Raw genomic sequence first — 23,896 nt, 5'->3', positions numbered from 1 at the left:
GCAGTGGATTCAAAGGATGCACAGAGCTTAGTTGCACTAAACCGAACTAAAAATGCGATGCTGGGACATAGTTTGTTTCTGAAATCGGGCAAATCATGGATCGTCTTCAAGCAATGCGCGTGTTTGTCACGGTGGTGGACCTGGGCAGTCAGTCCGCCGCCGCCGACCATCTGGACCTGTCGCGCCCGGTGGTGTCGCGTTACCTGGCCGAGCTGGAAGACTGGGTCGGCGCGCGCCTGTTGCACCGCACCACCCGCAAGCTCAGCCTCACGGCGGCCGGTGGCGAAACCCTGCCACGCTGTCGGCAACTCCTGGAGTTGTGCGGTGATATGCAGGCCGCCGTCAGTGAGCCTGATAAGGCGCCCCGTGGCCTGTTGCGCCTGAGTGTCAGCACCTCGTTCGGCCAGGCGCAATTGGCCGAGGCCATTGCCGAGTACGTCAAGCGCTATCCCCTGGTGACCATTGACCTGCAAATGCTCGACCGCACGGTGAACCTGGTGGGCGAGCGCATCGACCTGGCCATCCGCACCAGCAACGACCTGGACCCCAACCTGATCGCCCGGCGCCTGACGGTCTGTCGCTCCGTGGTGTGCGCAACCCCGGCCTACCTGTTGGAGCACCCGGCGCCGCAGAAAGTCGAAGACTTGGCCCGGCACAACTGCCTGACCCATTCGTACTTCGGCAAAAGCCTGTGGCATTTCGAGGAGCACGGCGAGCACGTCTCGGTGCCGGTGCACGGCAATATCACCGCTAACGAAGCCAGTACGTTGTTACGCGTGACGCTGGCCGGCGCGGGTGTGGCGATGCTGCCCAGCTACCAGGCCGGCGATCACATCCGCCGTGGTGAACTGGTACGTCTGCTACCCGAGGCCGAACCCCGGCAGATGAACATCTACGCGGTCTATGCGTCACGCAAACACATGCCTTCGGCGCTGCGCAGCCTGCTGGATTTCCTGGTGGTGAGGTTCCCCGAGGAGCCGGTGTGGGATAGGTGTCTTTAGGGCGACATAACCCTGTTGAATGTCGCCCAATAATGGCAACTCGCCCTGGTTGACCTATGCTTTAAACAGCACCCTGTAGATCCGCTCAGAGGTCTGTGCCATGAGCATTAAAACCCGCAAATACCTGATGATTTTCTTCCTCTGCGCCTTGGCGACCGGCCTGTATGGCACCGCCGCCTACCGCGTGGAGCAGACCCGGATGCAGCCGACCTTTGCGATCAGCTGCCATCAGGACCAATGCGTTCCCCACACCGGCAGTTTCAGTGCACTCAGGTAGACGGCTGTTCGGCCTTGAGTTGCTCGCGAAACGCCTTGGGTGAGAACCCGACCCGTCGGCGGAACAGCCGAGAGAAGTTGGTCGGGTCGGAAAAACCCAGTACTTCCGACATTTCGTTGATGGTCATGCTGGTGTAGGTCAGCAGGCGCTTGGCCTCGAGTAATTGACGGTCATGCATGATCTGCAAGGCAGGCTGCCCGCCCAGTTCCCGACACGTCCCATTCAGGTGTGAGACCGAGATACCCAGTTTGTGGGCCAGATCCTCAATCTTCGGGTGTTCCCGATAGTGCTGTTCAACCAATTGCGTAAAGCGCCGGAAATACTCGCGGCCCCTTGGCGCGCGCGGGTGGCGACGCTGGATGGCCTGGCGGCTGATCCACACCAGCAGCACACTGACCAGCGCGTGCATCAGCATGTCCCGGGCCGGTTGGTCGTCGGCGTATTCGTCCTGCAGGCGGGCGAACTGGCTGTTGAGGTAATCACTGTCCTTGCCCGCCGGGTAGCTGCCCAGGGTCTGCAAACCGCCTGCCGTTGCGCCCAGTTGGGCTTGCAAGTGGCTGACCAGCGGTGCCGCCAGGGTGACTACATAGCCTTCCACATCTTCGGCAAAGCGAAACCCATGCACGCACAACGGCGGCAATACCTGCAGCGTGGCTTCGTTGAGGGTGGTGCGCTGGCCTTCGATTTCCAACTCGGCCTGGCCTTTGTGCACGTACAGCAGTTGGCACAGATCCGCGTGCCGGTGGGGCTGGATTTCCCACTGGTATTCCCGACTGCGCCGGGAAATGGTTTCGCAGTGCAACAAATCGGGGGTCGGCCATTGCTGGCTTTCTCCGTAAAGCTTGAAGACCGGAATCGCGGTGTTGGTCATGGTTTCAATCCGATACTCAGGACAGTGGTGCGGTAATCGCCCAAATTGGCAAAAAGCGCAGGTTTTGTCGCAGTTTTCACCTTCTTATACTGCGCACTCAAGTGAAAACTGTCAGCCACAAGATCAATGACAACTCTTTCACTCGATCCGTTCGGGTGGAACTTGCGGGCGATAAAAATAATGAAAACCCTGAAAACCCAAGTCGCCATTATCGGCGCCGGTCCCTCCGGACTCTTGCTCGGCCAGCTGTTGCACAACGCCGGTATCCAGACCCTGATCCTGGAGCGCCAGAGTGCCGACTACGTACAAGGCCGTATCCGCGCCGGGGTGCTGGAACAAGGCATGGTCAACCTGCTGCGCGAGGCGGGCGTGAGCCAGCGCATGGATGCCGAAGGCCTGGTACATGATGGCTTCGAGCTGGCGCTGGACGGTCAACTGACCCACATCGACCTCAAGGCGCTGACCGGCGGCCAATCGGTGATGATCTACGGCCAGACCGAAGTCACCCGCGACCTCATGGCCGCCCGCGCCGCCGCTGGCGCCACCACGCTGTATGAAGCGCGCGACGTGCAGCCCCATGATCTTAAAAGTGATCGACCCTGGCTGACGTTCGAGCATCAGGGCCAGGCGTTTCGCCTGGAGTGCGACTACATCGCCGGTTGTGATGGGTTCCACGGTGTGGCGCGCCAGTCGATCCCGGCTGAATCGCTGAAGGTGTTCGAGCGTGTCTACCCCTTCGGTTGGCTGGGCATCCTTGCCGACACCCCGCCGGTGCACGCGGAACTGGTGTACGCCAAGCATTCACGGGGCTTTGCGCTGTGCAGCATGCGTTCACCGACGCGCAGCCGCTATTACCTGCAAGTGCCGGCCGAGGAGCCGGTGGGCGAATGGTCGGACGAACGCTTCTGGGCGGAACTGAAAACCCGGCTGCCCAACGCTTTGGCTGAACAACTGGTCACCGGCCCCTCCATCGAAAAAAGCATCGCGCCCCTGCGCAGTTTTGTGGTGGAACCGATGCAGTACGGGCGCCTGTTCCTGCTCGGCGATGCGGCCCATATCGTGCCGCCCACCGGGGCCAAGGGCTTGAACCTGGCGGCCAGCGACGTGAGCACCCTGTTCCGGATTTTGCTCAAGGTGTATGGCGAGGGGCGCGTGGACTTGCTCGAACGTTATTCCGCCATCTGCCTGCGCCGGGTGTGGAAGGCCGAACGGTTTTCCTGGTGGATGACCTCGATGTTGCATCAATTCCCTGAGTCCGACGGATTCAGCCAGCGCATTGCCCAGAGCGAGCTGGAGTACTTCATCCACTCCGAAGCCGGGCGCCAGACCATCGCGGAAAATTACGTCGGACTTCCTTACGAGCCTATCGAATAGCCTGCTATCGTATCGAGCATTCCCGCGGGCTGCCTTTTCCCGCGGGCCCTGCTCGAAGGTTCTGCCGTGACTCAGCTCAATCAGCCCGCGCCACCGCTCCCCGCGGTGCGCAGTATTCTCGCCTCGTTGATGATGGCGATCTTCCTCGGTGCCCTGGACCAGACCATTGTCGCCGTGTCCATGCCCGCCATCTCCGCGCAATTCCACGACGTCAACCTGCTGGCCTGGGTCATCTCCGGTTATATGGTGGCGATGACGGTGGCGGTGCCGATCTACGGCAAGCTCGGCGACCTCTACGGGCGGCGGCCGATGATGCTGATCGGCATGGGCCTGTTCACCGTCGCTTCGTTGTTCTGCGGCATGGCCCAGAGCATGGAGCAACTGGTGCTGGCGCGGGTGCTGCAGGGCATCGGCGCCGGCGGAATGATCTCGGTGAGCCAGGCGATCATCGGCGACATCATCCCGCCCCGTGAGCGCGGGCGCTATCAGGGCTATTTCAGCAGCATGTACGCAGTGGCCAGCGTGGCCGGGCCGGTGTTGGGCGGCTACATGACCGAGTATTTATCCTGGCGCTGGGTGTTCCTGATCAACCTGCCGCTGGGCGCCGGTGCCTGGTACGTGGCCCATCGCACCCTGGTGGGGCTGCCGGCGCCGCAACGCAAGCCGATCATCGATTACCTCGGCACGGTGCTGATGATCATCGGCCTCACCGCCTTGCTGTTGGGCATTACCGAAATCGGCCAGGGCCATCATTGGCGTGACAGCCAGGTGTTGGGGCTGCTGGCCTGTGCCCTGGTGGCATTGACCCTGTTCGTCTGGCACGAGCGCCGCGCCCGCGAGCCCTTGCTGCCGATGCACCTGTTTGCCAACCGCAGCGCGGTGCTGTGCTGGTGCACGATTTTCTTCACCAGCTTCCAGGCGATCTCCCTGACGGTGCTGATGCCCCTGCGCTTTCAGACAGTGACCAGCGGCGGTGCCGACAGCGCCGCCTTGCATTTGCTGCCCCTGGCGATGGGCCTGCCCATCGGCGCCTATTGCGCCGGGCGCATGACCTCGGTGACCGGGCGTTACAAACCGATGATTCTCAGCGGCGCGCTGTTAAGCCCGCTGGCGATCCTGGGCATGGCCTACAGTGCGCCCCAGGATATGCTGCTGACCGGCGTATTCATGTTGCTGTGCGGGATCGCCGCGGGCATGCAGTTCCCCACCTCCCTGGTGGGGGCGCAGAACTCGGTGGAGCAACGGGACATCGGCGTTGCTACCAGCACCACCAACCTGTTCCGCTCCCTGGGCGGCGCGGTGGGGGTGGCGTGCATGTCGGCGTTGCTGCTGGCGTTGTTGCAGGACTCCAGCTTCGCCCATCTGGCCAGCGGTGCGCTGGTGGCCGAAGGCGGTTCCGGCAACGTGCTGCTTGACGGCCTGAACGCCGCGCCAGGCCCGGCGCAGGATGCCCTGCGCGGGGAGCTGGGGGTGACGTTCCGGCATTTGCTGCTGGTGAGTGCGGGGGTGTCGCTGCTGGGGTTGGCGGCGGCGATCGCGATGCCCAATCGCGTGCTGCGCGGGCGGGAAGACAAAACCCGCTGACTGACACAATAGAGACCTAATGTGGGAGGGGGCTTGCCCCCGGAGGCCATGGGTATCTACACAACTTTTCAGCCCCTGACAAATCTCCTTGTGGCGAGCGGGCTTGTCCCGCGTTGGGCTGCGTAGCAGCCCCAGTAAAGCAGAATGCGGTGTATCAGACACTCTGTAGAGGCTGGTTTTGGGGCTGCTTCGCAGCCCAACGCGGGACAAGCCCGCTCGCCACAGGGGAACTCGCCAGTCTCTGAAAATTGTGTAGATACCCATGCCCTGATGGCGGTGGTTCAGTTGGAACATCTTCGACTGACACACTGCCATCGGGGGCAAGTCGAATCGTCGCACCGCCCCTCCCACATTTGAATGCATTCCAGTTCAGATCAGGGGCTGTAGTAACCCACCGCAACCATGAAATGCCCGCTCTTGCGGATATACGCATGCTTGTTCTCGACCTTGCCCGTCACCGGGTTCTTCCAACGGTATTTGTATTCTCCCTGGTCCTGCTCGGCCATCAGCTTGAGGATCGGCTCGCCCACCGGCTTGCCGTCGGGGTCCTTGATCTTGCTGAAATCGGTGTTGATCAGTCGCAGGTTGGTGCCATGGGCCACGTAACGCTGGGTGTTCAAGTCCACCACAAACACATAGAGGTCATCCTGCAGGAAACCGCCCTGCAATGAGTTGATGGCCTTGAGCGTGCCGGCTTCATCCTTCACCAACGCGTTCACCGCCTTGTTGCGCAGGGCCCGGGCCTGTTCCGGGGTGGCGCGCGGCAGGTAATAACCCACAGCGAGGATGCGCTGGCCGACGCGCTGGTAAAACACATGCTTGTGCTCGACCTTGCCGTCGTTCCAGTTCTGCCAGCGGTAGTCGGCCTGTTGGATACCCTGGCCTTCCGGCACCTTGAGCGCGTCCTTGAATGACTGGCGCAACTCCGGCCCGAGTACCTCGGACACATCGCGGCCGATCAGGGCGGAGGAGGGCCCGCCACTGGCCAGCAGCACGCCCTGGGTATCGACCACGAACACATAGCGGTCGTGGTCGATGAACTCGCCCTGGCGGCTGAACGCCGCAAAGGCCTTGTCACCGTTGGTCTGGTAGTAGGCCAGGGCTTTTCCCAGCAAGGCCTTGGCGGCCTGGGCGTCCTCACCCGGCGTGTCGGCGTGCACCTGGCTGAAACACAACAGCAGCAGCCAGGTGATGCGGAGCAGTCCCTTCATGTTCCGTCCCTCGTTCTTATTGATGTGAGCACAGCGTAGACGGCTCTGGCTCAGGGCGCCGCCAACCATTGGCTGACGATGCCGTCGTAGACGCCGGTGGCCACGCTCAGGTGCAACCACTGGTCGACATAGCTCTTCCACGCCACATCATCGCGGGGCAGCAGGAAGGCTTTTTCGCTGTACTGCATCTGCCGCTCCGGGTTGACCGCGCACAACCCGGGCTTTTGCTTCTGCTGGTAACGCGCCTCGCTGGCGTCGGTGATCATCACGTCGGCCTTGCCGGCCAGCAGTTCGTCGAAGATGGTCACGTTGTCGTGCAGGCGGATTTGCGCCTGGCCCAGATGGGCGCGAGCGAAGACTTCGTTGGTGCCGCCCGCCGGTTCGATCACGCGCACCTGGGGCTGGTTGATCTGCTCCACGGTCTGGTAACGCTTGACGTCGGCGCAACGCACCAGCGGAATCTTGCCGTCGACCCCGAGGGACTGGCTGAAGAAGGCTTTTTTCTGGCGTTCCAGGGACACCGAAATCCCGCCCACGGCAATGTCGCAGCGCTGGGCGAGGAAGTCCGGCATCAGGGTTTTCCAGGTGGTGGGCACCCACTGGATCCTGGCATTAAGGCTCTTGGCCAGGGACTCGGCCATGGCAATGTCGATGCCTTCATAGCCGCCATCGGCGCGCAACGAGGTGTAGGGCTTGTAGTCGCCGGTGGTGCAGACGCTGAGGGTGCCGCGCTCAAGCACCTGGTCAAGGCGCGAGGGGGCGGTGTCGGCCAGGGCGGAGGTGGCCAGGGCGGAGGTGGCCAGGCTTACCAGTACGCACAGGGTTATCGTTGTTTTCATGCGATCGAGTCCTTGGGGCATGCTCGCGGGCGGTCATTATTTCCAGCAGCAAGGCCAGGTAGCAAGGGGGCGTTGAATGTTTAGCCAAGTCGCAACCAAACTCCATCAACCCTGAATTTAAACACCTATGCGGGCGTGTGACGCTGGGCGCATCTCTATCATTGTGATCCACCCATGGGCGGCTCTTCCGACACTCACCCTGCGACACTGCCCTCCGAGCTCGCCTTCTGGGCCCTGTTCCACTGCCGCCACGCGCGCCCGCCAGACTCCCTTCTTCTACGCTGATTTACCCCACGGATGACGCACCCTTGCGCGCGCCTGCCTGAAACAAACGTACGAGAACCCCCCATGAGTGTTTTTGCCAGCCTGCACGAAGCCCACGCCTTCCTTGAACAGCATCCGGACATCGAGATGTTCGAGCTGTTTATCCTCGACAACAACGGCGTGCCGCGCGGCAAGTTGCTGCACCGCGACGAATTGCTGGCGGTGTATGAAAGCGGGCGGCCGCTGCCCAGCACCATCCTCGGCCTGACCATCAATGGCGACGATGTGGAAAATTCCGGGCTGGTGTGGGAAGTGGGCGATATCGACTGCCGCGCCTACCCGATCAGCGGCAGTTTGCAGCGCATGCCGTGGCGGCTGATCCCGACCGCTGCGGTGCAGGTCAGCATGCACCCCACCGAAGGCCTGCCCGCCACCGTGGCCGACCCCCGGCATTTGCTGGCCAAGGTGATCGAGGGTCTGAACGCCGACGGTTATTACCCGGTAATGGCGGCGGAGCTGGAGTTCTACCTGCTCGACCAGAAGCCCGACGGCAATGGCCGCCCGCAACCCGCACGGGACGTGGACGGCGGGCGCCCACGCGCAAACCAGGTCTACGGCCTGCGTGAGCTGGAGCAGATCGAACCGTTCCTCGCCGACCTTTACAGCGCCTGCAAACTGCAAGGCATTCCGGCGCGCACGGCGATCTCCGAATACGCCCCGGGCCAGGTGGAAATCACCCTGGAACACCGCGCCGACGCCCTGCAAGCCATGGACGAAGCGGTGCGCTACAAGCGCCTGGTCAAGGGCGTGGCGCACAAACACGGCATGGCTGCGTGCTTCATGGCCAAGCCGTTCGATGACCTGGCGGGCACCGGCATGCACATGCACGTCAGCCTGGCCGACGCCGAGGGCAACAACCTGTTCGCCAGTGAAGCCGCCGACGGCACGCCACTGCTGCGCCACGCAGTGGGGGGCATGCTCAGCACCCTGCTCGATTCACTGCTGATGTTCTGCCCCAACGCCAACTCCTATCGCCGTTTCCAAACCAACAGCTATGCGCCGCTGGCCGCCACCTGGGGCGTGGACAACCGCACCGTCAGCCTGCGGGTGCCGGGTGGTCCGGCCCATTCCCGGCATATCGAACACCGCATTTGCGGCGCCGATGCCAACCCTTACCTGGCGGCGGCCGCGATCCTGGCGGGCATCCACCGTGGCCTTCGCGAACAACTCGACCCCGGTGCCCCGGTGGAAGGCAACGGCTACGCCCAGGCCAAGGAATTGCTGCCCACCGATTGGCTTACCACCCTGCGCGCACTGGAGGCTTCAAGCTGGGCGCGGGAGGCGTTCGGCAGCGAGTTCCTGGGCGTGTACCTGGCGGTGAAACATGCTGAATACCGCCAGTTCATGGGCGAGGTGGGCGAGCAGGACTGGCGTTGGTATCTGCATCAGGCGTGATGGTTTTTACGCTGGTGAGGGCTTCGACCTTTTTTTCACGTTGCAAGGGTTAAGCTGCGAATCAAGGTCGTTCACTACCGTTTCAGTCACATGAGCCTGCGATGTCGCCACAACCTCCTTCTTCCATCGAGATCGAATACGCCGAACGCTGTGGCCTTGAGCACGCCAGGGTCTGCGGTGACACGCGCCCGCCCGGTCTGCGCCAGCGCCTGGCGTCATGGCGCGACGAGTGGTTGGTGCGCCAGGCGCTCAAGGTCGCTGGCGAGCCGGGGCTTATCCTGGACCTGGCCTGCGGCTCGGGGCGCTTCTGGCCGGTGTTGGCCGAGCACGTCAACCGCGTGATCCTGGCCTCGGACAATTCCCAGGACATGCTCGACCACGCCCGTAGCCACCATCCGCCGTCATTGCTCAAGCGCGTCAAGACCTTTCAGGGCTCGGCATTTTCCATCGGTTTGTCGGCGAATGCGGTGGATTGCATTTTCTGCCTGGAGTTGTTTCGTCATGTGCCCAGCAGCGAGGGGCGCATGGCGTTGCTGCGCGAGTTTCACCGGGTCAGCCGCGACACGGTGATTGTGTCGGTACCCTCGCGTACCGCCGTGGAAGAGGAATTTCGCCAGGCCGGGTTCAAGGTCTTGAGTCAGCAGGAATTCATGCCGGGCTCCAGCCTGTGGCGGGTCTACGTTCTTCGTAAGAAAGGATAACTCCCACTTGTCGGACTATTCTTCATCTCCTGTCTGAGTTTTCATGGTTGCCTGTGCACTGCGGATGCTCGCTAGCTCCGTTCGCGATATATACTGCGCGCCATTCTTCAAGGGAGAGCCGTGTGGCCATCGATATTCACTGGATCTGCGACAACGATAGCCTCGGCCAGCATTGCGCCGAATGGCAGCAGTTGCCATTCGTCGCCCTCGACACCGAATTCATGCGGGTCGACACCTTTTATCCCATTGCCGGGCTGATCCAGATCGGTGATGGCGTACGCGCTTACCTGATCGATCCCCTGACCATCGACAACTGGCAACCCCTGGCCGCGTTGCTGGAGAACCCGGCGGTGATCAAGGTGGTGCACGCCTGCAGCGAAGACCTTGAGGTGTTGCTGCGCCTGACCGGCAGCCTGCCGGTGCCGTTGTTCGACACCCAATTGGCCGCCGCCTACCTGAACCTCGGCTTCTCCATGGGCTACTCGCGCCTGGTGCAAGCCGTGCTCGATATCGAGTTGCCCAAGGGCGAGACCCGCTCGGACTGGCTGCAGCGGCCGTTGTCCGAGACCCAGGTGAGCTACGCCGCCGAAGACGCCGTGCACCTGGCCGAGGTCTACATTCGCCTGCGCCCGCGCTTGTCGGATGATAAATACGCCTGGGTCCTGGAAGACGGTGCCGAACTGGTTGCCAACCTGCGCCGCGAAGTCGACCCGTACGAGGTCTACCGTGACGCCAAGCTGGCGTGGAAACTCTCCCGTGCCCAGCTTGCCGTATTGCGTGAACTCTGCGCCTGGCGCGAGCAGCAGGCCCGCGCCCGCGACCTGCCGCGCAACCGCATCATTCGCGAACACTCGCTGTGGCCCCTGGCCAAGTCCCAGCCGGACAACCTCGCCGCCCTGGGCAAGATCGAAGACATGCACCCGCGTACCGTGCGCCAGGATGGCCAGTTCCTGTTGGACCTGATCAAGCGTGCCGGCAGCGTGTCCATGGACCAGTGGCCGCCGGCCGTGGCTGAACCGCTGCCGGTGGACGCCGCCACGTTGATCAAGCAACTGCGCGCCCTCGGCCAGACATTTGCCGAGCGCCTGGAGATGGCGCCGGAACTGATGCTGCGCAAGAAAACCCTCGAAGCCCTGGTTAAAAGTGGCTTCCCCGATGGGCCTTACCAATTGCCAGACTCGCTGCGTGGCTGGCGCCGCGAGTTGATGGGCCAGGCGCTGCTCGACAGCCTGGCCCCTGCCGGAGAACAGCCTTGAAACGTATTTGCTCGATCTATCGCAGCCTGAAAAAAGACGGCATGTACCTCTACGTGCTCAAAAGCGACGCCCTGGAGCGCGTGCCGGAGCCCTTGATGGCGGCGTTCGGCAAACCGCACCACGCCTTCGACATGGTGCTGACGCCGGAGCGCAAGTTGTCCCGCGAAGACATCATCGTGGTGCTGGAAAACCTCGACAAGCAGGGCTATCACCTGCAAATGCCGCCGGCCGAGGACGAGTACATCGAGCACCTGCCCGAAGAGCTGCTGCGTCGCAACGACCCGATGTGATCGGGCAGTGCCCCGCCCGGGGCACAGGTTTCAATGGAATCGTATTAGTGGGCGGTGGCCGTAGGGAAGCGGGCGGCCGTCTGCACTGTTTTTGAAAGGTTTGAACCATGCGTGTTCTGATTGCTGAACAGGATCACCCGCTCTACGCCCAATTGCTCAATGACGCGGCGCCGGACCTGGAGGTGCTCACCAGCGGCGACTCGGCCGAGCTGTCGCGCCTGGCCGCCGATTGCCCGGTATGGCTGGGCCAGCCGGACCTGTTGGCGACGCTGTTGCGCCAGGGACACCAGCCGCAGTGGCTGCAATCGACCTGGGCCGGCATTACGCCGCTGCTGGCCGAAGGCTTGCCCCGCGACTATCGCCTGACCCGCGCCGTCGGTATTTTTGGCCAGGTCATGGCCGAATTTGTCCTCACCTACATGCTGGGCCACGAGCGCGAAGTACTGGCGCGACTGGTCAGCCAGGTCGAGCGCAAGTGGGACAGCCGCACCGGCCAGAGCCTGGCGGGGCGCAAGGCGTTGATCGTGGGTACCGGTGACATCGGCCAGCGTGTCGCCGAGTTTCTCGTGCCGTTCGGCGTCAAGCTGTACGGCATCGCCAGCACTGCGCGAGAACAAGCGCCGTTTATCGAAGTGGCCGGGCTCGACCAACTGGGCCGGTTGGTGGGGGAGGTGGACTACGTGATCAACCTGCTGCCCAACACACCGAACACCCATGACCTGTACGACGCAGCGCTGTTCAAGCAGTTCAAGCCGACCGGTTTGTTCATCAACGTCGGGCGCGGGGTGGCGGTGGTGGATGCCGATCTGGTCGAGGCCCTGAAAGAAGGGCACCTGGCCGGCGCGGTGATCGACGTGTGCCGCCAGGAACCGTTGCCGCAGCGCCACCCGTTCTGGACCGCCTGGGGCCTGCTGTTGACCGGGCACAGCTCCGCGCCGACCTCGCCGCCGATGATGGTGGAGCTGTTCCTGGAAAACCTGCGCGCGTACAAGGCCAAGCAAGCCTTGCGCGGGGAAGTGGATTTCGAGCGCGGTTACTGAGGCGGCGCGGGGAGAAAGTGTGGGAGGGGGCTTGCTCCCGATAGCAGAGTGTCAGTCACTGTATCTATTGACTGAACCACCGCTATCGGGGCAAGCCCCCTCCCACATTTTGAGATTGCGTCAGTTTCAGAGGCTGAAATCACCTTCTGACACCAGCTCGCTCAGCGGCTTGCGCGGGCTTGGCGCTTCACGGCCTTGCAGGTACTCCGGCAAGGTCGATTTGTCGCCCAGCTTGCCCACCGCAACGGCGGCATGCAGCGCATAACCCTGTGGAATCTTCAGCTCCTTGCGCGTCAGTTCCTGATCGAAGCCGGCCATGCCGTGGGTGTGCCAGCCGCTGAGGCTGGCTTGCAGCGCCAGGTGGCCCCAGGCCGAGCCGGTGTCGAAGGTGTGCCACAGTGCCGGGGTTTCTTCCGTGGCACCGGGGGCGATGAAGTCGGTTTTCGAGGCAATGATCACCAGGGCCGACGCATGCTGTGCCCAACCACGGTTGAATTCATTCAGCAGGCCCAGGAAGCGCTCCCAGTCCGGCGTGTCACGGCGTGCGTAGAGAAAACGCCAAGGCTGCGAGTTGTAGGCCGACGGTGCCCAGCGTGCGGCTTCGAAGAAGCTCAGCAGGGTTTCCTGCGGGATGCTCTCGCCGGTAAAGGCACGGGGCGACCAGCGTTCGGTGAACTGGGTATGGATCGGGTAATCGGCAACGCGTGTCATGGGCAGCTCCTGATCGTCAATTCGGCGCTCAAAGCTACTGCGCCCCCGCTAGACTGACAAGTCTTGTCATACCGACAGTCGTAAGCGCTTGGCCCCAGGGGCCTTGGGCACTAGACTGGCGGCCTTTTCACCTACCGATACCGATGTAGAGCCATGGCCGCCAAAGTCGAACCTTTCTGGATACGCAAAACCCTTGAACACCTCGACCAGGAGGAGTGGGAGTCGTTGTGCGACGGCTGTGGCCTGTGCTGCCTGCAAAAGCTTGAGGATGAAGACGATAACAGCGTCTATTACACGCGCATCGCCTGCAAGCTGCTGGACCTGAAAACCTGCCAGTGCACCGACTACCCCAACCGCCGTGCCTCGGTACCCGACTGCATCCAGCTCACCCCGGGCCAGGCCGACCAGTTCAAATGGCTGCCGCCCACCTGCGGCTACCGCCTGGTCAGCGAGCGCAAGGACCTGCCGTTGTGGCACCACCTGGTCTGCGGCGACCGCGATGCCGTGCACCACGAACGCATTTCCCAGTCCGGGCGCATGCTCAGCGAAGGCAGCGTGCCCGAGGACGACTGGGAGGATTACCTGATCTTCCGCGCGGGCTGAACAAGGAGTGTGTATGAGGGCGGGAACCAAGCTGGCGGCAAGCCTGGTGTTGCTGGCGTTGAGCATGCCTGCGTGGTGCGCGAAGAAAGTCGACCTGGATTATCACGTCAAGCTGCTGCCCCAGGACGATCAGGCCGAGGTGCGGGTGAGCCTGTCCCAGGGTTCGGCGGTGCGCAGCCTTAACTTCGACCTGGGCCGCGCCGGCGACTACAGCGACTTCAAGGCCGATGGCCAGTGGAGTGTCAATGACCACCGTGGCCTGTGGCAACCCAGCGCCAACAAGGCCAGCCTGACCTATCGGGTGCGCCTGAGCCACGCGCGCAAACCGGGTATTTACGAAGCTCGGATGACCCCGAGCTGGGCGCTGTTTCGCGGCGAAGACCTGGTGCCGCCCGCACGCCTCGACCAGCAGGACGGTGTCGAACTGGTCTCGCGCCTGGTGTTCGAACTGCCGGCCGGCTGGAAAAGCATCGAAACCGCCTGGCCGCGCATCGGCAAGAACAAGTTCCGCATCGACAACGTCTCGCGCCTGTTTGACCGGCCCACCGGCTGGATGCTCGCCGGCACCCTGGGCAGCCGCCGCGTGCGCCTGGGCGAGACCGAAGTGACCATCGCCTCGCCCAAGGGGCAAGCCATGCGGCGGATGGATGTGCTGACACTGCTGACCTTTGTCTGGCCGCAGGTCGAAGCGGCGTTCCCACGTCATCCGGCCAAGCTGCTGGTGGTGGGCGCCAGCGATCCGATGCGCCGTGGTGCGGTCTCGTCGCGCGACTCGATCTACCTCAACAGCCGCACGCCGCTGGTCAGCGAGAACGGCAGCAGCCCGTTGATCCGTGAAGTGGTGCAGGCGATTGGCCGCTTCAACGACCACGACACCAGCGACTGGATCAGCGAGGGACTGGCGGAGTACTACGCCATTGAGCTGGTGCGCCGTGCCGGCGGGGTGACCGATGAGCGCTATCAGGCGATACAGGCGCGCTTGGCCAAGGAAGGCAAGGACGTGACCAGCCTGCGCGGCGACCACGTCAGCGGTGCGACGGTGTCACGGGCGGTGGTGGTGTTGCAGGAGCTGGATCGCGAGATCCGCGTAAAGACTCACAACAAGCGCTCCCTGGATGATCTCGCGCAGGCGGTGATGCGCGCCAACAGCATCACCACCGCCGAGTTTGTGCAGTTGGCCGAGAGCATCATCGGCGAATCGTCGGTGGTGCTCGACAGCAAGTTGTTACGCTGAGTCTTCGCCATACACAAAACAAAAGGTGGGAGGGGGCAAGCTCTAATGCCATGTAGGACTTGCCCCCTCCCACATTTGAATCTAACCAGTGGTCTTAACGGCCTTCTCAGCCGCCACTTCCGCCTTGGTCTTCAGGTTTTTCAGCTCTGCACCGGCACGCTCGATCTTCGTGCGTACGCTGTTCATTTCCTGGCGGCCCTGTTCCAGCTTGTCTTTAAGCGCACTGTGCCCGGTAAACCCGCGCGCCAGTGCCACGCCGCCGATCGCCACCTGAATCAGGCCGAAAATCCCGCCACGGCGCAGGCCTTTGCCCACCATCATCACGCCACCGGCCACTGAGCCGATACGTTCCCAGCCGTGCACGTTCTGGGTGGGCTGATTCTGGAAGGGGGTGTGTTCGATGATAGGTCGCAAGGTTGTGCTGTCGCTCATGATCTGTCTCCAACAAGGTCAAGTGTATGCAGCTGACTGCGTGCAGGCGCCGGATGTTCCCAAAAGATCAGTACTTGGGGCCCGAACGGGTGTTGTTGCCCTTGGCCATTCGGTCGTAGAGCACCACGTTGACGGTGGCGGCCAGGTTCATGCAGCCGGTAGTGGGGATGTACACGACGTCTTCGCACCAATCGCGGATGTCTTTATCCAGCGACCCGTCTTCAGGGCCGAAGATGTACAGCGCGCGGTCGGGGTGAGTGTATTCGGGCAGCGGGCGGGCACCGTCCACCAGCTCCACGGCGACCGGGATGCAGCCCAGGGGCAGGATCTTCTTCAGGTCATCGATGCCGATCAGCGGAATGTCGTGGTGGACCTTCTTGGTGTCGGTGATGAAGTCCCGGGCGCGCTCGTAGCGCACGCCGGTGTAGAACACCGAGGCCACGCCGTAGCAGCCGGCGGCACGCATGACCGAGCCAACGTTTTCGGGGGATTTGGGGTTATACAGACCGATGCAGCTGTAGCGTTTATTGGCCACGGGGAAGGGTGCCTTGGAGAAAAGCGGCGATTATACGGCCTCAAGGCGGTGTATTGCTTGGGCTAACGCTATCGGGAGCAAGCCCCCTCCCACATTTGAAAGTGTTCACAACTCAAAATGTGGGAGGGGGCTTGCTCCCGATGAGGCCAGGACAGGCGACGACACTCTTCAGTCGTCTTTCTTCATCAACCCCGCCAACGCCGCAAACGGGTTATGCGTGGCCTTGGCGATCGTCGGGCTGCTGGTGGAGCCTTCGCCGAAGTACTGCTGGTCGGTGTAGCGCGAGTGTTCGTTGTCGTGGCAGTACAGGCACAGCAACTCCCAGTTCGAGCCGTCCTGGGGATTGTCATCATGATTGTGGTTACGGTGGTGTACGGTGAGTTCGCTCAAGCGCTTGCCGGCGAACTCACGGGCGCAGCGGCCGCACACGTGGGGGTACATCTTCAGGGCTTTGTCGCGGTAGCCCATTTCCCGGTCGCGCTGGGCATCGGCAAGGATGCGGTCCAGCTTGGCGGTGTGGGAGGGCGGGTTGGTCGAGCTCATCATGGCTCCTGGCTGTTTGGTGGTCACGGATAGCGTTGATTCTAGCCGCTTGCGCCGCAAATGACTGCTGGGATCGATTTACTTTACTCATAAGGATCTGAAAAACATGCGTCTGCTTTCATGGACTGTTGCACTGCTGCTGTGTGTCGTTACCCTTCAGGCCCAGGCGTTCTCGACGCCCAAGCCCGGGCAGGTGATCGAGGTTGCCCTTGAACAGTTGCATCCGACCCAGGCGGTGGTGGGCTTCGACCAGATCTACTACAGCCTGGGCCTGTTCGCCGACAAACCCGCCAAGGTCTTCGATGAATACTGCGAAACCAACGGCCAGGGTGAGGCCGGCAAAGTGCCCGACAAGGCTGACCTGCACCAGCCCGACAGCTTCACCTGCAAGGACCCGGTGGGCACCCATCCCGAGGACATGAAAACCGTGGTGGTCGGCCCTGCCGGCCAGCTGTACCTGACCGACGGTCACCACAGTTTCACCACCTTGTGGGAAGTGCCCGGCGGCGGCCCGCGCTTGAAGATGTGGGTCAAGGTCACCGACGACTTCAGCAACAGCCCGAACATGGCGAGCTTCTGGCAGCGCATGGAAGCGGCCCGCAAGGTCTGGCTCAAGGACAACCAGGGCCAGGCCCTGCCGCCGGAACAACTGCCGGCGCACCTGGGCTTCAAGAACCTGCAGGACGACACCTTCCGCAGCCTGGTGTACTTCACCCGCAAGGCCGCCTATGGCAAGCCGAATGACGGGCAGATCGCCCCGGAGTTCCTGGAGTTCTATTGGGGTAACTGGCTGCGCACGCAGATTGATCTGGGCCAGTACAACCTGAACAAGAAAGGCGGCTACAAGGATGCTATCGAAGCGGTCGCCAAGCGCATGGTCAGCCTGGCGCCGGGCTCGCAGGTGGGGGACAGCGGTTTTACCGCCCATCAACTGGGCGGCATGACCCGGCTGGACCGCGATGAGCTGGAGAAGACCTTCGACAAAAAAGTGCCGTACGTGATCGACTACCGCAAATCCCACAACTGACAGGGATCAACATGTGGGAGGGGCGTCTTGGGAAGCGTGCTCAGCCCTTGAGCTTCTCCGCTATCCAGATGGTATGCCGGGTGCCCTTGTTGCCATGGGCAAACACCTGCACTTCCTCGGCTTTGAAACCGGCCTTGCGCAGTTTGTCGCTGAACAGTTTGTCGGCGCTGGCGGACCACACCGCCAGCACGCCCTTGGGCCGCAAGGCCTTGGCGCAGGCAGCCAGGCCACCGGCGGAATAGAGCCAGCTGTTGGCCTTCTGCGTCAGGCCTTCGGGGCCGTTGTCGACGTCGAGCATGATCGCGTCAAAGCCCTGGGGCTCGGCCTGCAGCACCTTGGCCACGTCTTCCATGCGGATCACCGTGCGTGGGTCCAGCAGTGGGCGGCCGGACTTTTCCCCCAGGGGCCCACGGTTCCATTCCACGACACCGGGCACCAGTTCCGCCACCACCACTTCGGCGCTCTTGCCCAGGTGCTTGAGCGCCGACGCCAGGGTAAAGCCCATGCCCAACCCACCGATCAATACCCGTGAGCCCGGGCGCCCCGCGACCTTGCGGCAAGGGATTTGCGCCAGCGCGTCTTCGGAGCCGTGCATGCGCGTGTTCATCAACTGGCCGCCGTCACCGCCCTGGATCTTGATGACAAAGTCTTCACCGTATTCGAACAGGCACAAGGCACCGCCGTTGTCGGGGATCGGGGTGGTGTCCAGCAGAACGAAACGTTTCATGGAAATCTCATTGGGAAGGGCATTCTTGCGCGGTTGGGAGTAGCCTTACGACATTCCGGTCAGGCCATGGAGCCATCGATGAAGTGCAGCATTCTAACGGTCATTGTGTTGAGCGCGCTCGCATTGGGTGCGGCGCAGGCTCAGGAGTTGCAAACCGTACCGGTGGCGCCGGCACCTAGCCCCGGCGCACCGGGCACGCCAACGCCGACGCTGTATCCGCAGATCACCCCGCCGGCCGTGCCGAAGACGAACGGTTCACCGCCGTTGGTGCCCATCGTATTGCCGACGCCGCCGAAGGACCAGACGGTGCCTGGCCTGCAGCAGAACGACAGCAAGCCGAAGACGCCCGGCGGTTAAAACTGTTGGGAGAGTAATTGCCCATCGGCCATGCGCAGGCGCTTGGACAACGCGATGGCGATTGCGCGGATGATCTTCGCCGCCACACGCGGCGTTTCATTGAGCATCTTTTCCAGGGCGTCCTTGCCCAGGTTCAACAACACACAGTCGCTGGCGGCCACGCAACTGGCGGAGCGTCGCTCGCCGTCAAGCACGGCCATCTCCCCAAAGGCCCGGCCGCTGCGCAGGGTGGCGATGGTCAGGCGCTGGCCGGTGTGGTTGGTTTTCTGCACCGCCACCTGGCCGCTGTGGATGATGCACATGAAGGTGCCGGCATCGCCCTCGAGGAAAATCACCTCGCCCTCGGCAATGCTGCTGATATTGAAGTAGCCGGCGGCGACGTAAAAGTCTTCCGGCAACAACGGGTCGAACAGGCCGCAGTCCATGAGCATGTCGCGGATTTCGGTATTCATTAAAGTCGGGAGTGCCATGGCTGCAATCTTGGTCCATCAATCAGGAGGCGGTCTGAATGTTCAGACAGGACCGCCCCGCTAAGTTCCTTAAACCAGCCCCAGCGCCTTGAACACAAATGCATATTCGAGTGCTACGTCACGTAATCCCTGGTAGCGACCGCTCATCCCGCCGTGGCCGGCACCCAGTTCGGTCTTGAGCAACAGCAGGTTGTCGTCCGTCTTGGTTGCGCGCAACTTGGCCACCCACTTGGCCGCTTCCCAGTACTGCACGCGGCTGTCGTTGTAGCCGGCGATCACCAGGGTGGCCGGGTAGGCCTGGGCGCTGACGTTTTCGTACGGTGCGTAGGCCTTGATGCGTTCATACACCGCGGGCTCTTCGGGGTTGCCCCACTCGTCGTACTCGGTGATGGTCAGCGGCAATTCCGGGTCGAGCATGGTGTTGAGCACGTCGACAAACGGCACTTCGGCAATCGCCGCCTGGAACAACTCCGGACGCTGGTTGAGCACCGCGCCGATCAACAGGCCGCCGGCACTGCCGCCGCTGATGACCAGTTGCCTGGAGGTGGTCAGGCCCTCGGCGATCAGGTGTTCGGCACACGCGATAAAGTCGCTGAAGGTGTTCTGCTTGTGTTCCTGCTTGCCATTGCGATACCAGGCTTCACCCAGTTCGCCACCGCCGCGCACATGCGCAATGGCGAAGGCCACGCCACGGTCCAGCAGGCTCAGGCGTGCATGGGAGAACCACGGGTCGAGGCTTGAGCCATAGGCGCCGTAGCCATACAGGTACAACGGTGTTGGCTTGCCGAGCTGGTCGCGTTTGACCACCAGGCTGATCGGCACCTGGGTGCCATCGGCGGAGGTGGCCCACAGGCGCTGGCTGACGTAGTCATCGGCATTGAACACGCCGAGTACCGGGGTTTCCTTGAGCACCTGTTGCGCGCCGCTGGCCAGTTCCAGCTGGCGCACCTGGGCCGGGCGGTTCAGGGCTTCATAGCGCAGGCGGATCTTGTCGCTGACGAATTCCAGGCTGTTTTGCACGTAGAGGCTGTAGGCGGCATCGGGCAGCTCCACGCGATACGGCGGCAAGCCCTGGGGGTGTACTTCGATCACCGGCAGGCCGCCGATGCGCAGGCTCAGGGTCATGGCACCGGTGTTCAGGCTGACGCCGTCGAGCATCACGTCATCGCTGTGGGGGATCAGGTTCTGCCACTCATCCTCGGTTGGCACGTCGCCAATGTCGGTCGCCACAAACAGGGCGTAGTTGATGCCATCACGGTTGCTACGGATAAACCAGGTCCACGCGCCATTCAGTTGGCCGTGGTCGACATCGTATTCATGGTCCTCGACCCGTGGCGCCAGGCAGGTGAAGTCCAGGTGCGGCTGGTCGGCATCCAGCGCCCAGACCTCGCTGGTGGTCTTGCTGCCGAGCGAGAGCAGCAACTGGCGCTCGGAGCTGGAGCGGTAGCAGTGCAGGAAGAAACGCCCGTCGGGCTCGTGGAACACTTCCTGCGCCGCCGTGCCATCCAGGCGGTAGCGATACAGCTTGTGCGGGCGGTGGGTGTCGTCCAGCTCGCCGAAGAACAGGGTCAGGCTGTCATTGGCCCAGGTCATGCTGCCGTCGCAGTTCTCGAACGCCAGTTCGCTGACTTTGTCGGTGGCCAATTCCTTCACGAACAAGGTATAGATCTCTTCGCCACTGGTATCGAGGCTGTAGGCCAGGCGCTGGTGGTCGGGGCTGATGCTGAATGCGCCGAGGGAAAAGAAGCCGCCGTTGGCCAGCACGTTCGGGTCCAGCAACAGCTCTTCGCTGCTGTCGTCCACCTGGTTGCCGTCGTCGGCCGGGCGGCGGCAGCGGTAGTGGCGGGCGTATTCGTCACCGGCGGTGGTGCGCGTGTAATACAGATACGGGCCCCAGGGAGAGGGCAGGGACAGGTCGGTTTCGAGGATGCGGCCCTTGATCTCCTCGAACAGGGTTTCGCGCAGGGCCTGCTGGTCGGCGAGCTGGGCTTCCTGGAAGGCATTTTCGGCCTTCAGGTAATCAAGGACTTCAACGCTGTCGCGCTCTTGCAGCCAGGCGTACGGGTCCTGGCCTGGGGCTTTACGGGCAATCGGGGCGGTCGATGAAGGCATGGAGCACTCTCTGTCTGGCGGAAGGTGGCAGGCATTGCAGCCGCGACACGCAAAAGCCGTTATCATAGCCGCCTGTTTGCCTACCTTGCCATGGACACCATGACCGAGAACGACTATCTGACCGCTTGGGGCCTTTACGCCTTCGCTGCCTTGGGCTGCCTGTTGGTGTGGTGGCGCATGACCCGCTGGATCTGGCGCTGGCTGCGCGAACCGCTGCAATTGCTGATGGCCGTGCTGTTGTTGAGCCCGACCATCGTCGACCCGGTCAAGACTCAGTTCGCGCCGGCCGTGGCCATCACGGCCCTGGACCTGGTGCTCAAGGTCGGCAATAACGCCTGGCGGGCGATTTCCGATTTGTTCATGTACACCCTGATCGCCTTTGGTGTGTACCTCGTGTTTGTGCTGATCCGCTGGCCCATCGAGCGCGCCGCCAACGCCCGCCGTGAGCGCAAGGCCGCCACCGACGCCGCCTTGGCCGCCGAGCCTGTGGATGAAGGCGACGAGCCGTTCCGTCGTCCTGCACCGGTGAGCGGTATGCGGGTCGAACCGCGCCTTTAACGTTGTCCGCCCTGCAGCGAGAGCCCTGGCATGTGTGAATTATTGGGCATGAGTGCCAACGTCCCCACCGATATCGTGTTCAGCTTTACCGGGCTGATGCAGCGCGGTGGACGTACGGGCCCCCACCGCGACGGTTGGGGCATCGCTTTCTACGAAGGTCGTGGCCTGCGCCTGTTCCAGGACCCGGCCGCCAGCAGTGAGTCGGAAGTCGCCCTGCTGGTGCAGCGTTACCCCATCAAGAGTGAAGTGGTGATCGGCCATATCCGCCAGGCCAACGTCGGCAAGGTGAGCCTGGCCAACACCCACCCGTTCGTGCGCGAACTGTGGGGCCGCAACTGGTGTTTCGCCCACAACGGCCAGTTGGCAGACTTCCACACCCGCGCCACGTTCTATCGGCCAGTCGGCGATACCGACAGCGAAGCGGCCTTCTGCGACCTGCTCAACCGCGTGCGCGAGGCCTTCCCCGAGCCGGTGGACATCGAACAGATGCTGCCGGACCTGATCGCCGCCTGTGCCGAATACCGCAGCAAAGGTGTGTTCAACTGCCTGCTCAGCGACGGTGACTGGCTGTTTTGCTATTGCTCGACCAAACTGGCGCAGATCACCCGGCGTGCGCCGTTTGGTCCGGCGCGCCTGAAGGATGTCGACGTGATCGTCGATTTTCAGGCCGAAACCACCCCCAACGATGTGGTGACGGTGATCGCCACCGAGCCGTTGACCGACAACGAAAACTGGACCCGCTACGAACCGGGCCAATGGAGCCTGTGGCGACGCGGTGAATGCGTCAGCCAGGGCGTTACCGAGTAAGGATATCGACCATGTTGCTCAGCTATCTGCGGTTGGTGCTGTTTGCCATTGGCCTGTTGGTCGGCGTGCAAGTGCCGGGGTTTATCAACGACTACGCCAAGCGCGTCGAAGCCCACCTGATCGAGGCGCAGACCGGCCTGAGCGGGTTTGAAACCACCGCACGACAGTTCTTCAACGGTGACTTGAAGGCCTTGGTGGCGCATTACCGCGCCAGCGACGACCCGGTGTTCCAGAGCGACGCCAACAGCCTGGGCGCCATGCTTGACCGCCAGGTGGCGTTGGACAAGCAATTCCAGGCCATGCAAGGCCCGTGGTACATCCGTGCCCTGCAAGTGGCGGTGGCCGCCGACCCGGATATCCGCCTGGAGACCTGGAACGGCTACAGCTACCAGATCCTGCTGACCCCCGAAGCCATGGGCTGGGGCCTGGGCGGGGCGATGCTGCTGTCGTTTGGCCTGGAGTGTCTGTTCCGCCTGATCGACTGGGTGGTGCTGGGTGGCAAGCGCTTGCGCCAGAGCCGGCCAATCGAAGAGCGGGACCTGAAAGGTCTCTAACCCACACCTCGGTCTAATGTGGGAGGGGGCTTGCCTCCTCCCACATTTGTACCGGTTTATTCAGTTGCTCAGCACCATCCGCTCTTCGCCGACTTCCTCGGCATAGCGGGCAACGACCTGTTGGCACAACCCCACGATCTCCTCCACCAATTCCACCCCCACGCGCCACGACACCACCACCTGCAGGTTCGGCAGTTTCTGCGCCATCGGCAACATCACCAATTCGCCCCGCGCCAGTTCTTCCCTGACCAGCACCGGCGGCAACGCACCAATCCCGAAGCCATCGCGCAACAACCGGGTAATCGCCGACACCGAGTTCACGCAGTTCATCCGTGGCGCGGCCACGCCGTTGGCCTGCATCAGGCTGATGACGTCCTGGTGCGGGTGGGAGTTTTTCGAGTAGGTGATGATGCGCTCCTGGGCCAGTTCGGCGAGGGAGGCGTAGTCGCGGTTGTAGATCGACTGGCTGGCGACGATCCAGGCCATGGGGTGGCTGGCCAGCTCCAGGCTGCGCACGGTTTCCAGGCGCAGCAGGTCGGTTTGCAGGATCAGGTCGAGAAAGCCTTTTTGCAGCTGATCGCTGAGGTTAAGCGCGGTGTCGGCGATCAATTCGATTTCCACCAGGGGGAAATGATCCATCAGTTCCGCCACCAACGGGCTGAGCCAGGTATGGATCACCGTGTCCATCGCACCGATGCGAATGCGCCCGACCTTGCTGCTGGTGGTTTCCAGGGACTGTTTCAGGCCCTGCATGGTCACCATCATCTGCTCGGCGTAATCGAGCACCTTCAAGCCTTCCGGGGTCAGGCTGACGCCCCGGGAGTCGCGCAGGAACAGCTTTACCCCCAGCTCGCTTTCCAGCACGGCGATGCGGCTGGAAATCGAGGCCTGGGTGGTGAACAGCTTCTCCGCAGTCAGGCGGAAGCTCTTGAGCTTGGCCACCCAGACGAAGGTTTCGAGGAACTTCAAATTCATGGGATCAACTTTTTCTTATGCATGGATCGGTTTTTATTAGTTGGACGCCGCACCGGGCAAACGCCAAAAATCAGGCTATTCCACGATA

The 23,896-nt window shown here is 62.6% G+C and carries 27 protein-coding genes; 16 read left to right on the top strand and 11 right to left on the bottom strand.

Annotated features, from left to right (window positions below; translation table 11 throughout):
• Positions 1-95: 95 nt before the first annotated feature.
• Entirely contained in the window at positions 96-1,001 is a 906-nt protein-coding gene (locus tag Q8X51_RS14900; RefSeq protein ID WP_407693306.1) for a LysR family transcriptional regulator, read from the top strand.
• 100 nt (positions 1,002-1,101) lie between these two features.
• The gene (locus Q8X51_RS14895) at positions 1,102-1,278 is read left to right on the top strand and encodes a hypothetical protein (protein ID WP_162844255.1); all 177 of its coding nucleotides are present in this window, start codon (positions 1,102-1,104) and stop codon (positions 1,276-1,278) included.
• Here Q8X51_RS14895 and Q8X51_RS14890 read toward each other — a convergent pair.
• On the bottom strand, positions 1,271-2,149 hold the full coding sequence (locus tag Q8X51_RS14890; protein ID WP_065947382.1) for a helix-turn-helix domain-containing protein: 879 nt from the start codon (positions 2,147-2,149) through the stop codon (positions 1,271-1,273). The two genes, Q8X51_RS14895 and Q8X51_RS14890, sit on opposite strands and share 8 nt — an antisense overlap.
• 189 nt (positions 2,150-2,338) lie before the next feature.
• On the opposite strand from Q8X51_RS14890, the gene pobA reads away from it, so the two are divergent.
• Both pobA and Q8X51_RS14880 read left to right on the top strand, forming a co-directional pair.
• Entirely contained in the window at positions 2,339-3,523 is a 1,185-nt protein-coding gene (gene pobA / locus Q8X51_RS14885) for a 4-hydroxybenzoate 3-monooxygenase (protein ID WP_174562733.1), read from the top strand.
• Positions 3,524-3,589: 66 nt separating this feature from the next.
• Positions 3,590-5,107, top strand: a complete 1,518-nt coding sequence (locus Q8X51_RS14880; RefSeq protein WP_407693307.1) for an MDR family MFS transporter — start codon at positions 3,590-3,592, stop codon at positions 5,105-5,107.
• 374 nt (positions 5,108-5,481) lie between these two features.
• On the opposite strand, the gene Q8X51_RS14875 is transcribed toward Q8X51_RS14880, so the two are convergent.
• Positions 5,482-6,318, bottom strand: a complete 837-nt coding sequence (locus Q8X51_RS14875) for a cache domain-containing protein (protein ID WP_407693308.1) — start codon at positions 6,316-6,318, stop codon at positions 5,482-5,484.
• A gap of 50 nt (positions 6,319-6,368) precedes the next feature.
• Positions 6,369-7,157 carry a transporter substrate-binding domain-containing protein gene (locus Q8X51_RS14870; RefSeq protein ID WP_407693309.1) on the bottom strand — a complete coding sequence of 263 codons (789 nt, stop codon included), beginning with the start codon at positions 7,155-7,157 and terminating at the stop codon, positions 6,369-6,371.
• A gap of 348 nt (positions 7,158-7,505) precedes the next feature.
• On the opposite strand from Q8X51_RS14870, the gene Q8X51_RS14865 reads away from it, so the two are divergent.
• From Q8X51_RS14865 to Q8X51_RS14845, 5 genes are all read left to right on the top strand, one after another.
• On the top strand, positions 7,506-8,876 hold the full coding sequence (locus Q8X51_RS14865; protein WP_407693310.1) for a glutamine synthetase family protein: 1,371 nt from the start codon (positions 7,506-7,508) through the stop codon (positions 8,874-8,876).
• 101 nt (positions 8,877-8,977) lie between these two features.
• Positions 8,978-9,577, top strand: coding sequence for a class I SAM-dependent methyltransferase (locus tag Q8X51_RS14860; RefSeq protein ID WP_027604278.1), 600 nt, complete (start codon positions 8,978-8,980; stop codon positions 9,575-9,577).
• A gap of 122 nt (positions 9,578-9,699) precedes the next feature.
• Positions 9,700-10,833: a ribonuclease D gene (rnd, locus tag Q8X51_RS14855; RefSeq protein WP_065928184.1), complete on the top strand. Its 1,134-nt coding sequence runs from the start codon at positions 9,700-9,702 to the stop codon at positions 10,831-10,833.
• Positions 10,830-11,123 (top strand): YcgL domain-containing protein, encoded by a 294-nt coding sequence (locus Q8X51_RS14850; protein WP_027604276.1) that lies wholly within the window; start codon positions 10,830-10,832, stop codon positions 11,121-11,123. Before rnd ends, Q8X51_RS14850 begins: the two co-directional genes overlap by 4 nt.
• A 107-nt stretch (positions 11,124-11,230) precedes the next feature.
• Positions 11,231-12,163 carry a D-2-hydroxyacid dehydrogenase gene (locus Q8X51_RS14845; protein ID WP_027604275.1) on the top strand — a complete coding sequence of 311 codons (933 nt, stop codon included), beginning with the start codon at positions 11,231-11,233 and terminating at the stop codon, positions 12,161-12,163.
• Positions 12,164-12,289: 126 nt separating this feature from the next.
• Here Q8X51_RS14845 and Q8X51_RS14840 read toward each other — a convergent pair whose 3' ends face one another.
• Positions 12,290-12,874, bottom strand: coding sequence for a nitroreductase family protein (locus tag Q8X51_RS14840; protein WP_027604274.1), 585 nt, complete (start codon positions 12,872-12,874; stop codon positions 12,290-12,292).
• Positions 12,875-13,027: 153 nt separating this feature from the next.
• Here Q8X51_RS14840 and Q8X51_RS14835 point away from each other — a divergent pair, with 153 nt between their 5' ends.
• A complete protein-coding gene (locus Q8X51_RS14835; protein WP_003172524.1) occupies positions 13,028-13,477 on the top strand; it encodes a YcgN family cysteine cluster protein in 450 nt (149 codons plus the stop codon).
• Between the two features lie 13 nt (positions 13,478-13,490).
• Positions 13,491-14,711, top strand: a complete 1,221-nt coding sequence (locus tag Q8X51_RS14830; protein WP_407693311.1) for a hypothetical protein — start codon at positions 13,491-13,493, stop codon at positions 14,709-14,711.
• A gap of 81 nt (positions 14,712-14,792) precedes the next feature.
• On the opposite strand, the gene Q8X51_RS14825 is transcribed toward Q8X51_RS14830, so the two are convergent.
• The 3 genes from Q8X51_RS14825 to Q8X51_RS14815 all read right to left on the bottom strand — a co-directional run bounded on the left by Q8X51_RS14825 (position 14,793) and on the right by Q8X51_RS14815 (position 16,221).
• The gene (locus Q8X51_RS14825) at positions 14,793-15,143 is read right to left on the bottom strand and encodes a YgaP family membrane protein (protein ID WP_027604272.1); all 351 of its coding nucleotides are present in this window, start codon (positions 15,141-15,143) and stop codon (positions 14,793-14,795) included.
• A gap of 67 nt (positions 15,144-15,210) precedes the next feature.
• Positions 15,211-15,678 carry an RNA methyltransferase gene (locus Q8X51_RS14820; RefSeq protein WP_065928181.1) on the bottom strand — a complete coding sequence of 156 codons (468 nt, stop codon included), beginning with the start codon at positions 15,676-15,678 and terminating at the stop codon, positions 15,211-15,213.
• A gap of 168 nt (positions 15,679-15,846) precedes the next feature.
• Positions 15,847-16,221: a YajD family HNH nuclease gene (locus Q8X51_RS14815; protein WP_003210675.1), complete on the bottom strand. Its 375-nt coding sequence runs from the start codon at positions 16,219-16,221 to the stop codon at positions 15,847-15,849.
• 106 nt (positions 16,222-16,327) lie between these two features.
• Between Q8X51_RS14815 and Q8X51_RS14810 the strand changes: the two genes are divergently transcribed.
• Positions 16,328-17,248, top strand: a complete 921-nt coding sequence (locus Q8X51_RS14810) for a ParB/Srx family N-terminal domain-containing protein (protein ID WP_065928180.1) — start codon at positions 16,328-16,330, stop codon at positions 17,246-17,248.
• 40 nt (positions 17,249-17,288) lie between these two features.
• Here the strand turns inward: Q8X51_RS14810 and Q8X51_RS14805 are convergent, their stop codons facing one another.
• On the bottom strand, positions 17,289-17,975 hold the full coding sequence (locus tag Q8X51_RS14805; RefSeq protein WP_065928179.1) for a spermidine synthase: 687 nt from the start codon (positions 17,973-17,975) through the stop codon (positions 17,289-17,291).
• Positions 17,976-18,053: 78 nt separating this feature from the next.
• Here Q8X51_RS14805 and Q8X51_RS14800 point away from each other — a divergent pair, with 78 nt between their 5' ends.
• Positions 18,054-18,332, top strand: coding sequence for a hypothetical protein (locus Q8X51_RS14800; RefSeq protein ID WP_027604268.1), 279 nt, complete (start codon positions 18,054-18,056; stop codon positions 18,330-18,332).
• Here Q8X51_RS14800 and Q8X51_RS14795 read toward each other — a convergent pair.
• Together Q8X51_RS14795 and Q8X51_RS14790 are read right to left on the bottom strand one after the other, a co-directional pair.
• Complete coding sequence (locus tag Q8X51_RS14795; protein ID WP_027604267.1) at positions 18,329-18,802, bottom strand: cyclic nucleotide-binding domain-containing protein; 474 nt, start codon at positions 18,800-18,802, stop codon at positions 18,329-18,331. The genes Q8X51_RS14800 and Q8X51_RS14795 overlap by 4 nt on opposite strands.
• Positions 18,803-18,871: 69 nt before the next feature.
• The gene (locus Q8X51_RS14790; protein WP_065928178.1) at positions 18,872-20,914 is read right to left on the bottom strand and encodes a S9 family peptidase; all 2,043 of its coding nucleotides are present in this window, start codon (positions 20,912-20,914) and stop codon (positions 18,872-18,874) included.
• Between the two features lie 24 nt (positions 20,915-20,938).
• Here Q8X51_RS14790 and Q8X51_RS14785 point away from each other — a divergent pair, with 24 nt between their 5' ends.
• From Q8X51_RS14785 to Q8X51_RS14775, 3 genes are read left to right on the top strand one after another with little or no spacing between them, the layout of a single operon-like run.
• Positions 20,939-21,472: an MFS transporter gene (locus tag Q8X51_RS14785; RefSeq protein WP_407693312.1), complete on the top strand. Its 534-nt coding sequence runs from the start codon at positions 20,939-20,941 to the stop codon at positions 21,470-21,472.
• A gap of 30 nt (positions 21,473-21,502) precedes the next feature.
• Positions 21,503-22,279 (top strand): class II glutamine amidotransferase, encoded by a 777-nt coding sequence (locus Q8X51_RS14780; protein ID WP_407693313.1) that lies wholly within the window; start codon positions 21,503-21,505, stop codon positions 22,277-22,279.
• Positions 22,280-22,290: 11 nt separating this feature from the next.
• On the top strand, positions 22,291-22,833 hold the full coding sequence (locus Q8X51_RS14775) for a DUF2937 family protein (protein ID WP_027604263.1): 543 nt from the start codon (positions 22,291-22,293) through the stop codon (positions 22,831-22,833).
• Between the two features lie 60 nt (positions 22,834-22,893).
• Here the strand turns inward: Q8X51_RS14775 and Q8X51_RS14770 are convergent, their stop codons facing one another.
• Positions 22,894-23,808 (bottom strand): LysR family transcriptional regulator, encoded by a 915-nt coding sequence (locus Q8X51_RS14770; protein WP_065928174.1) that lies wholly within the window; start codon positions 23,806-23,808, stop codon positions 22,894-22,896.
• Positions 23,809-23,896: the final 88 nt, after the last annotated feature.

This window comes from Pseudomonas sp. Yb2C2 (genome assembly GCF_052112325.1).
Taxonomy (GTDB): domain Bacteria; phylum Pseudomonadota; class Gammaproteobacteria; order Pseudomonadales; family Pseudomonadaceae; genus Aquipseudomonas; species Aquipseudomonas marginalis.
Note: the sequence above shows the minus strand (reverse complement) of the source record. Positions and strands in the feature narration are given on the sequence as shown.

Coding starts and splice junctions, on each gene's coding strand:
- Q8X51_RS14900 (WP_407693306.1), top strand. CDS start 96: ATGGATCGTCTTCAAGCAATGCGCGTGTTTGTCACGGTGGTGGACCTG.
- Q8X51_RS14895 (WP_162844255.1), top strand. CDS start 1,102: ATGAGCATTAAAACCCGCAAATACCTGATGATTTTCTTCCTCTGCGCC.
- Q8X51_RS14890 (WP_065947382.1), bottom strand. CDS start 2,149: ATGACCAACACCGCGATTCCGGTCTTCAAGCTTTACGGAGAAAGCCAG.
- Q8X51_RS14875 (WP_407693308.1), bottom strand. CDS start 6,318: ATGAAGGGACTGCTCCGCATCACCTGGCTGCTGCTGTTGTGTTTCAGC.
- Q8X51_RS14870 (WP_407693309.1), bottom strand. CDS start 7,157: ATGAAAACAACGATAACCCTGTGCGTACTGGTAAGCCTGGCCACCTCC.
- Q8X51_RS14865 (WP_407693310.1), top strand. CDS start 7,506: ATGAGTGTTTTTGCCAGCCTGCACGAAGCCCACGCCTTCCTTGAACAG.
- Q8X51_RS14860 (WP_027604278.1), top strand. CDS start 8,978: ATGTCGCCACAACCTCCTTCTTCCATCGAGATCGAATACGCCGAACGC.
- Q8X51_RS14845 (WP_027604275.1), top strand. CDS start 11,231: ATGCGTGTTCTGATTGCTGAACAGGATCACCCGCTCTACGCCCAATTG.
- Q8X51_RS14840 (WP_027604274.1), bottom strand. CDS start 12,874: ATGACACGCGTTGCCGATTACCCGATCCATACCCAGTTCACCGAACGC.
- Q8X51_RS14835 (WP_003172524.1), top strand. CDS start 13,028: ATGGCCGCCAAAGTCGAACCTTTCTGGATACGCAAAACCCTTGAACAC.
- Q8X51_RS14830 (WP_407693311.1), top strand. CDS start 13,491: ATGAGGGCGGGAACCAAGCTGGCGGCAAGCCTGGTGTTGCTGGCGTTG.
- Q8X51_RS14825 (WP_027604272.1), bottom strand. CDS start 15,143: ATGAGCGACAGCACAACCTTGCGACCTATCATCGAACACACCCCCTTC.
- Q8X51_RS14815 (WP_003210675.1), bottom strand. CDS start 16,221: ATGAGCTCGACCAACCCGCCCTCCCACACCGCCAAGCTGGACCGCATC.
- Q8X51_RS14810 (WP_065928180.1), top strand. CDS start 16,328: ATGCGTCTGCTTTCATGGACTGTTGCACTGCTGCTGTGTGTCGTTACC.
- Q8X51_RS14805 (WP_065928179.1), bottom strand. CDS start 17,975: ATGAAACGTTTCGTTCTGCTGGACACCACCCCGATCCCCGACAACGGC.
- Q8X51_RS14800 (WP_027604268.1), top strand. CDS start 18,054: ATGAAGTGCAGCATTCTAACGGTCATTGTGTTGAGCGCGCTCGCATTG.
- Q8X51_RS14795 (WP_027604267.1), bottom strand. CDS start 18,802: ATGGCACTCCCGACTTTAATGAATACCGAAATCCGCGACATGCTCATG.
- Q8X51_RS14790 (WP_065928178.1), bottom strand. CDS start 20,914: ATGCCTTCATCGACCGCCCCGATTGCCCGTAAAGCCCCAGGCCAGGAC.
- Q8X51_RS14780 (WP_407693313.1), top strand. CDS start 21,503: ATGTGTGAATTATTGGGCATGAGTGCCAACGTCCCCACCGATATCGTG.
- Q8X51_RS14775 (WP_027604263.1), top strand. CDS start 22,291: ATGTTGCTCAGCTATCTGCGGTTGGTGCTGTTTGCCATTGGCCTGTTG.
- Q8X51_RS14770 (WP_065928174.1), bottom strand. CDS start 23,808: ATGAATTTGAAGTTCCTCGAAACCTTCGTCTGGGTGGCCAAGCTCAAG.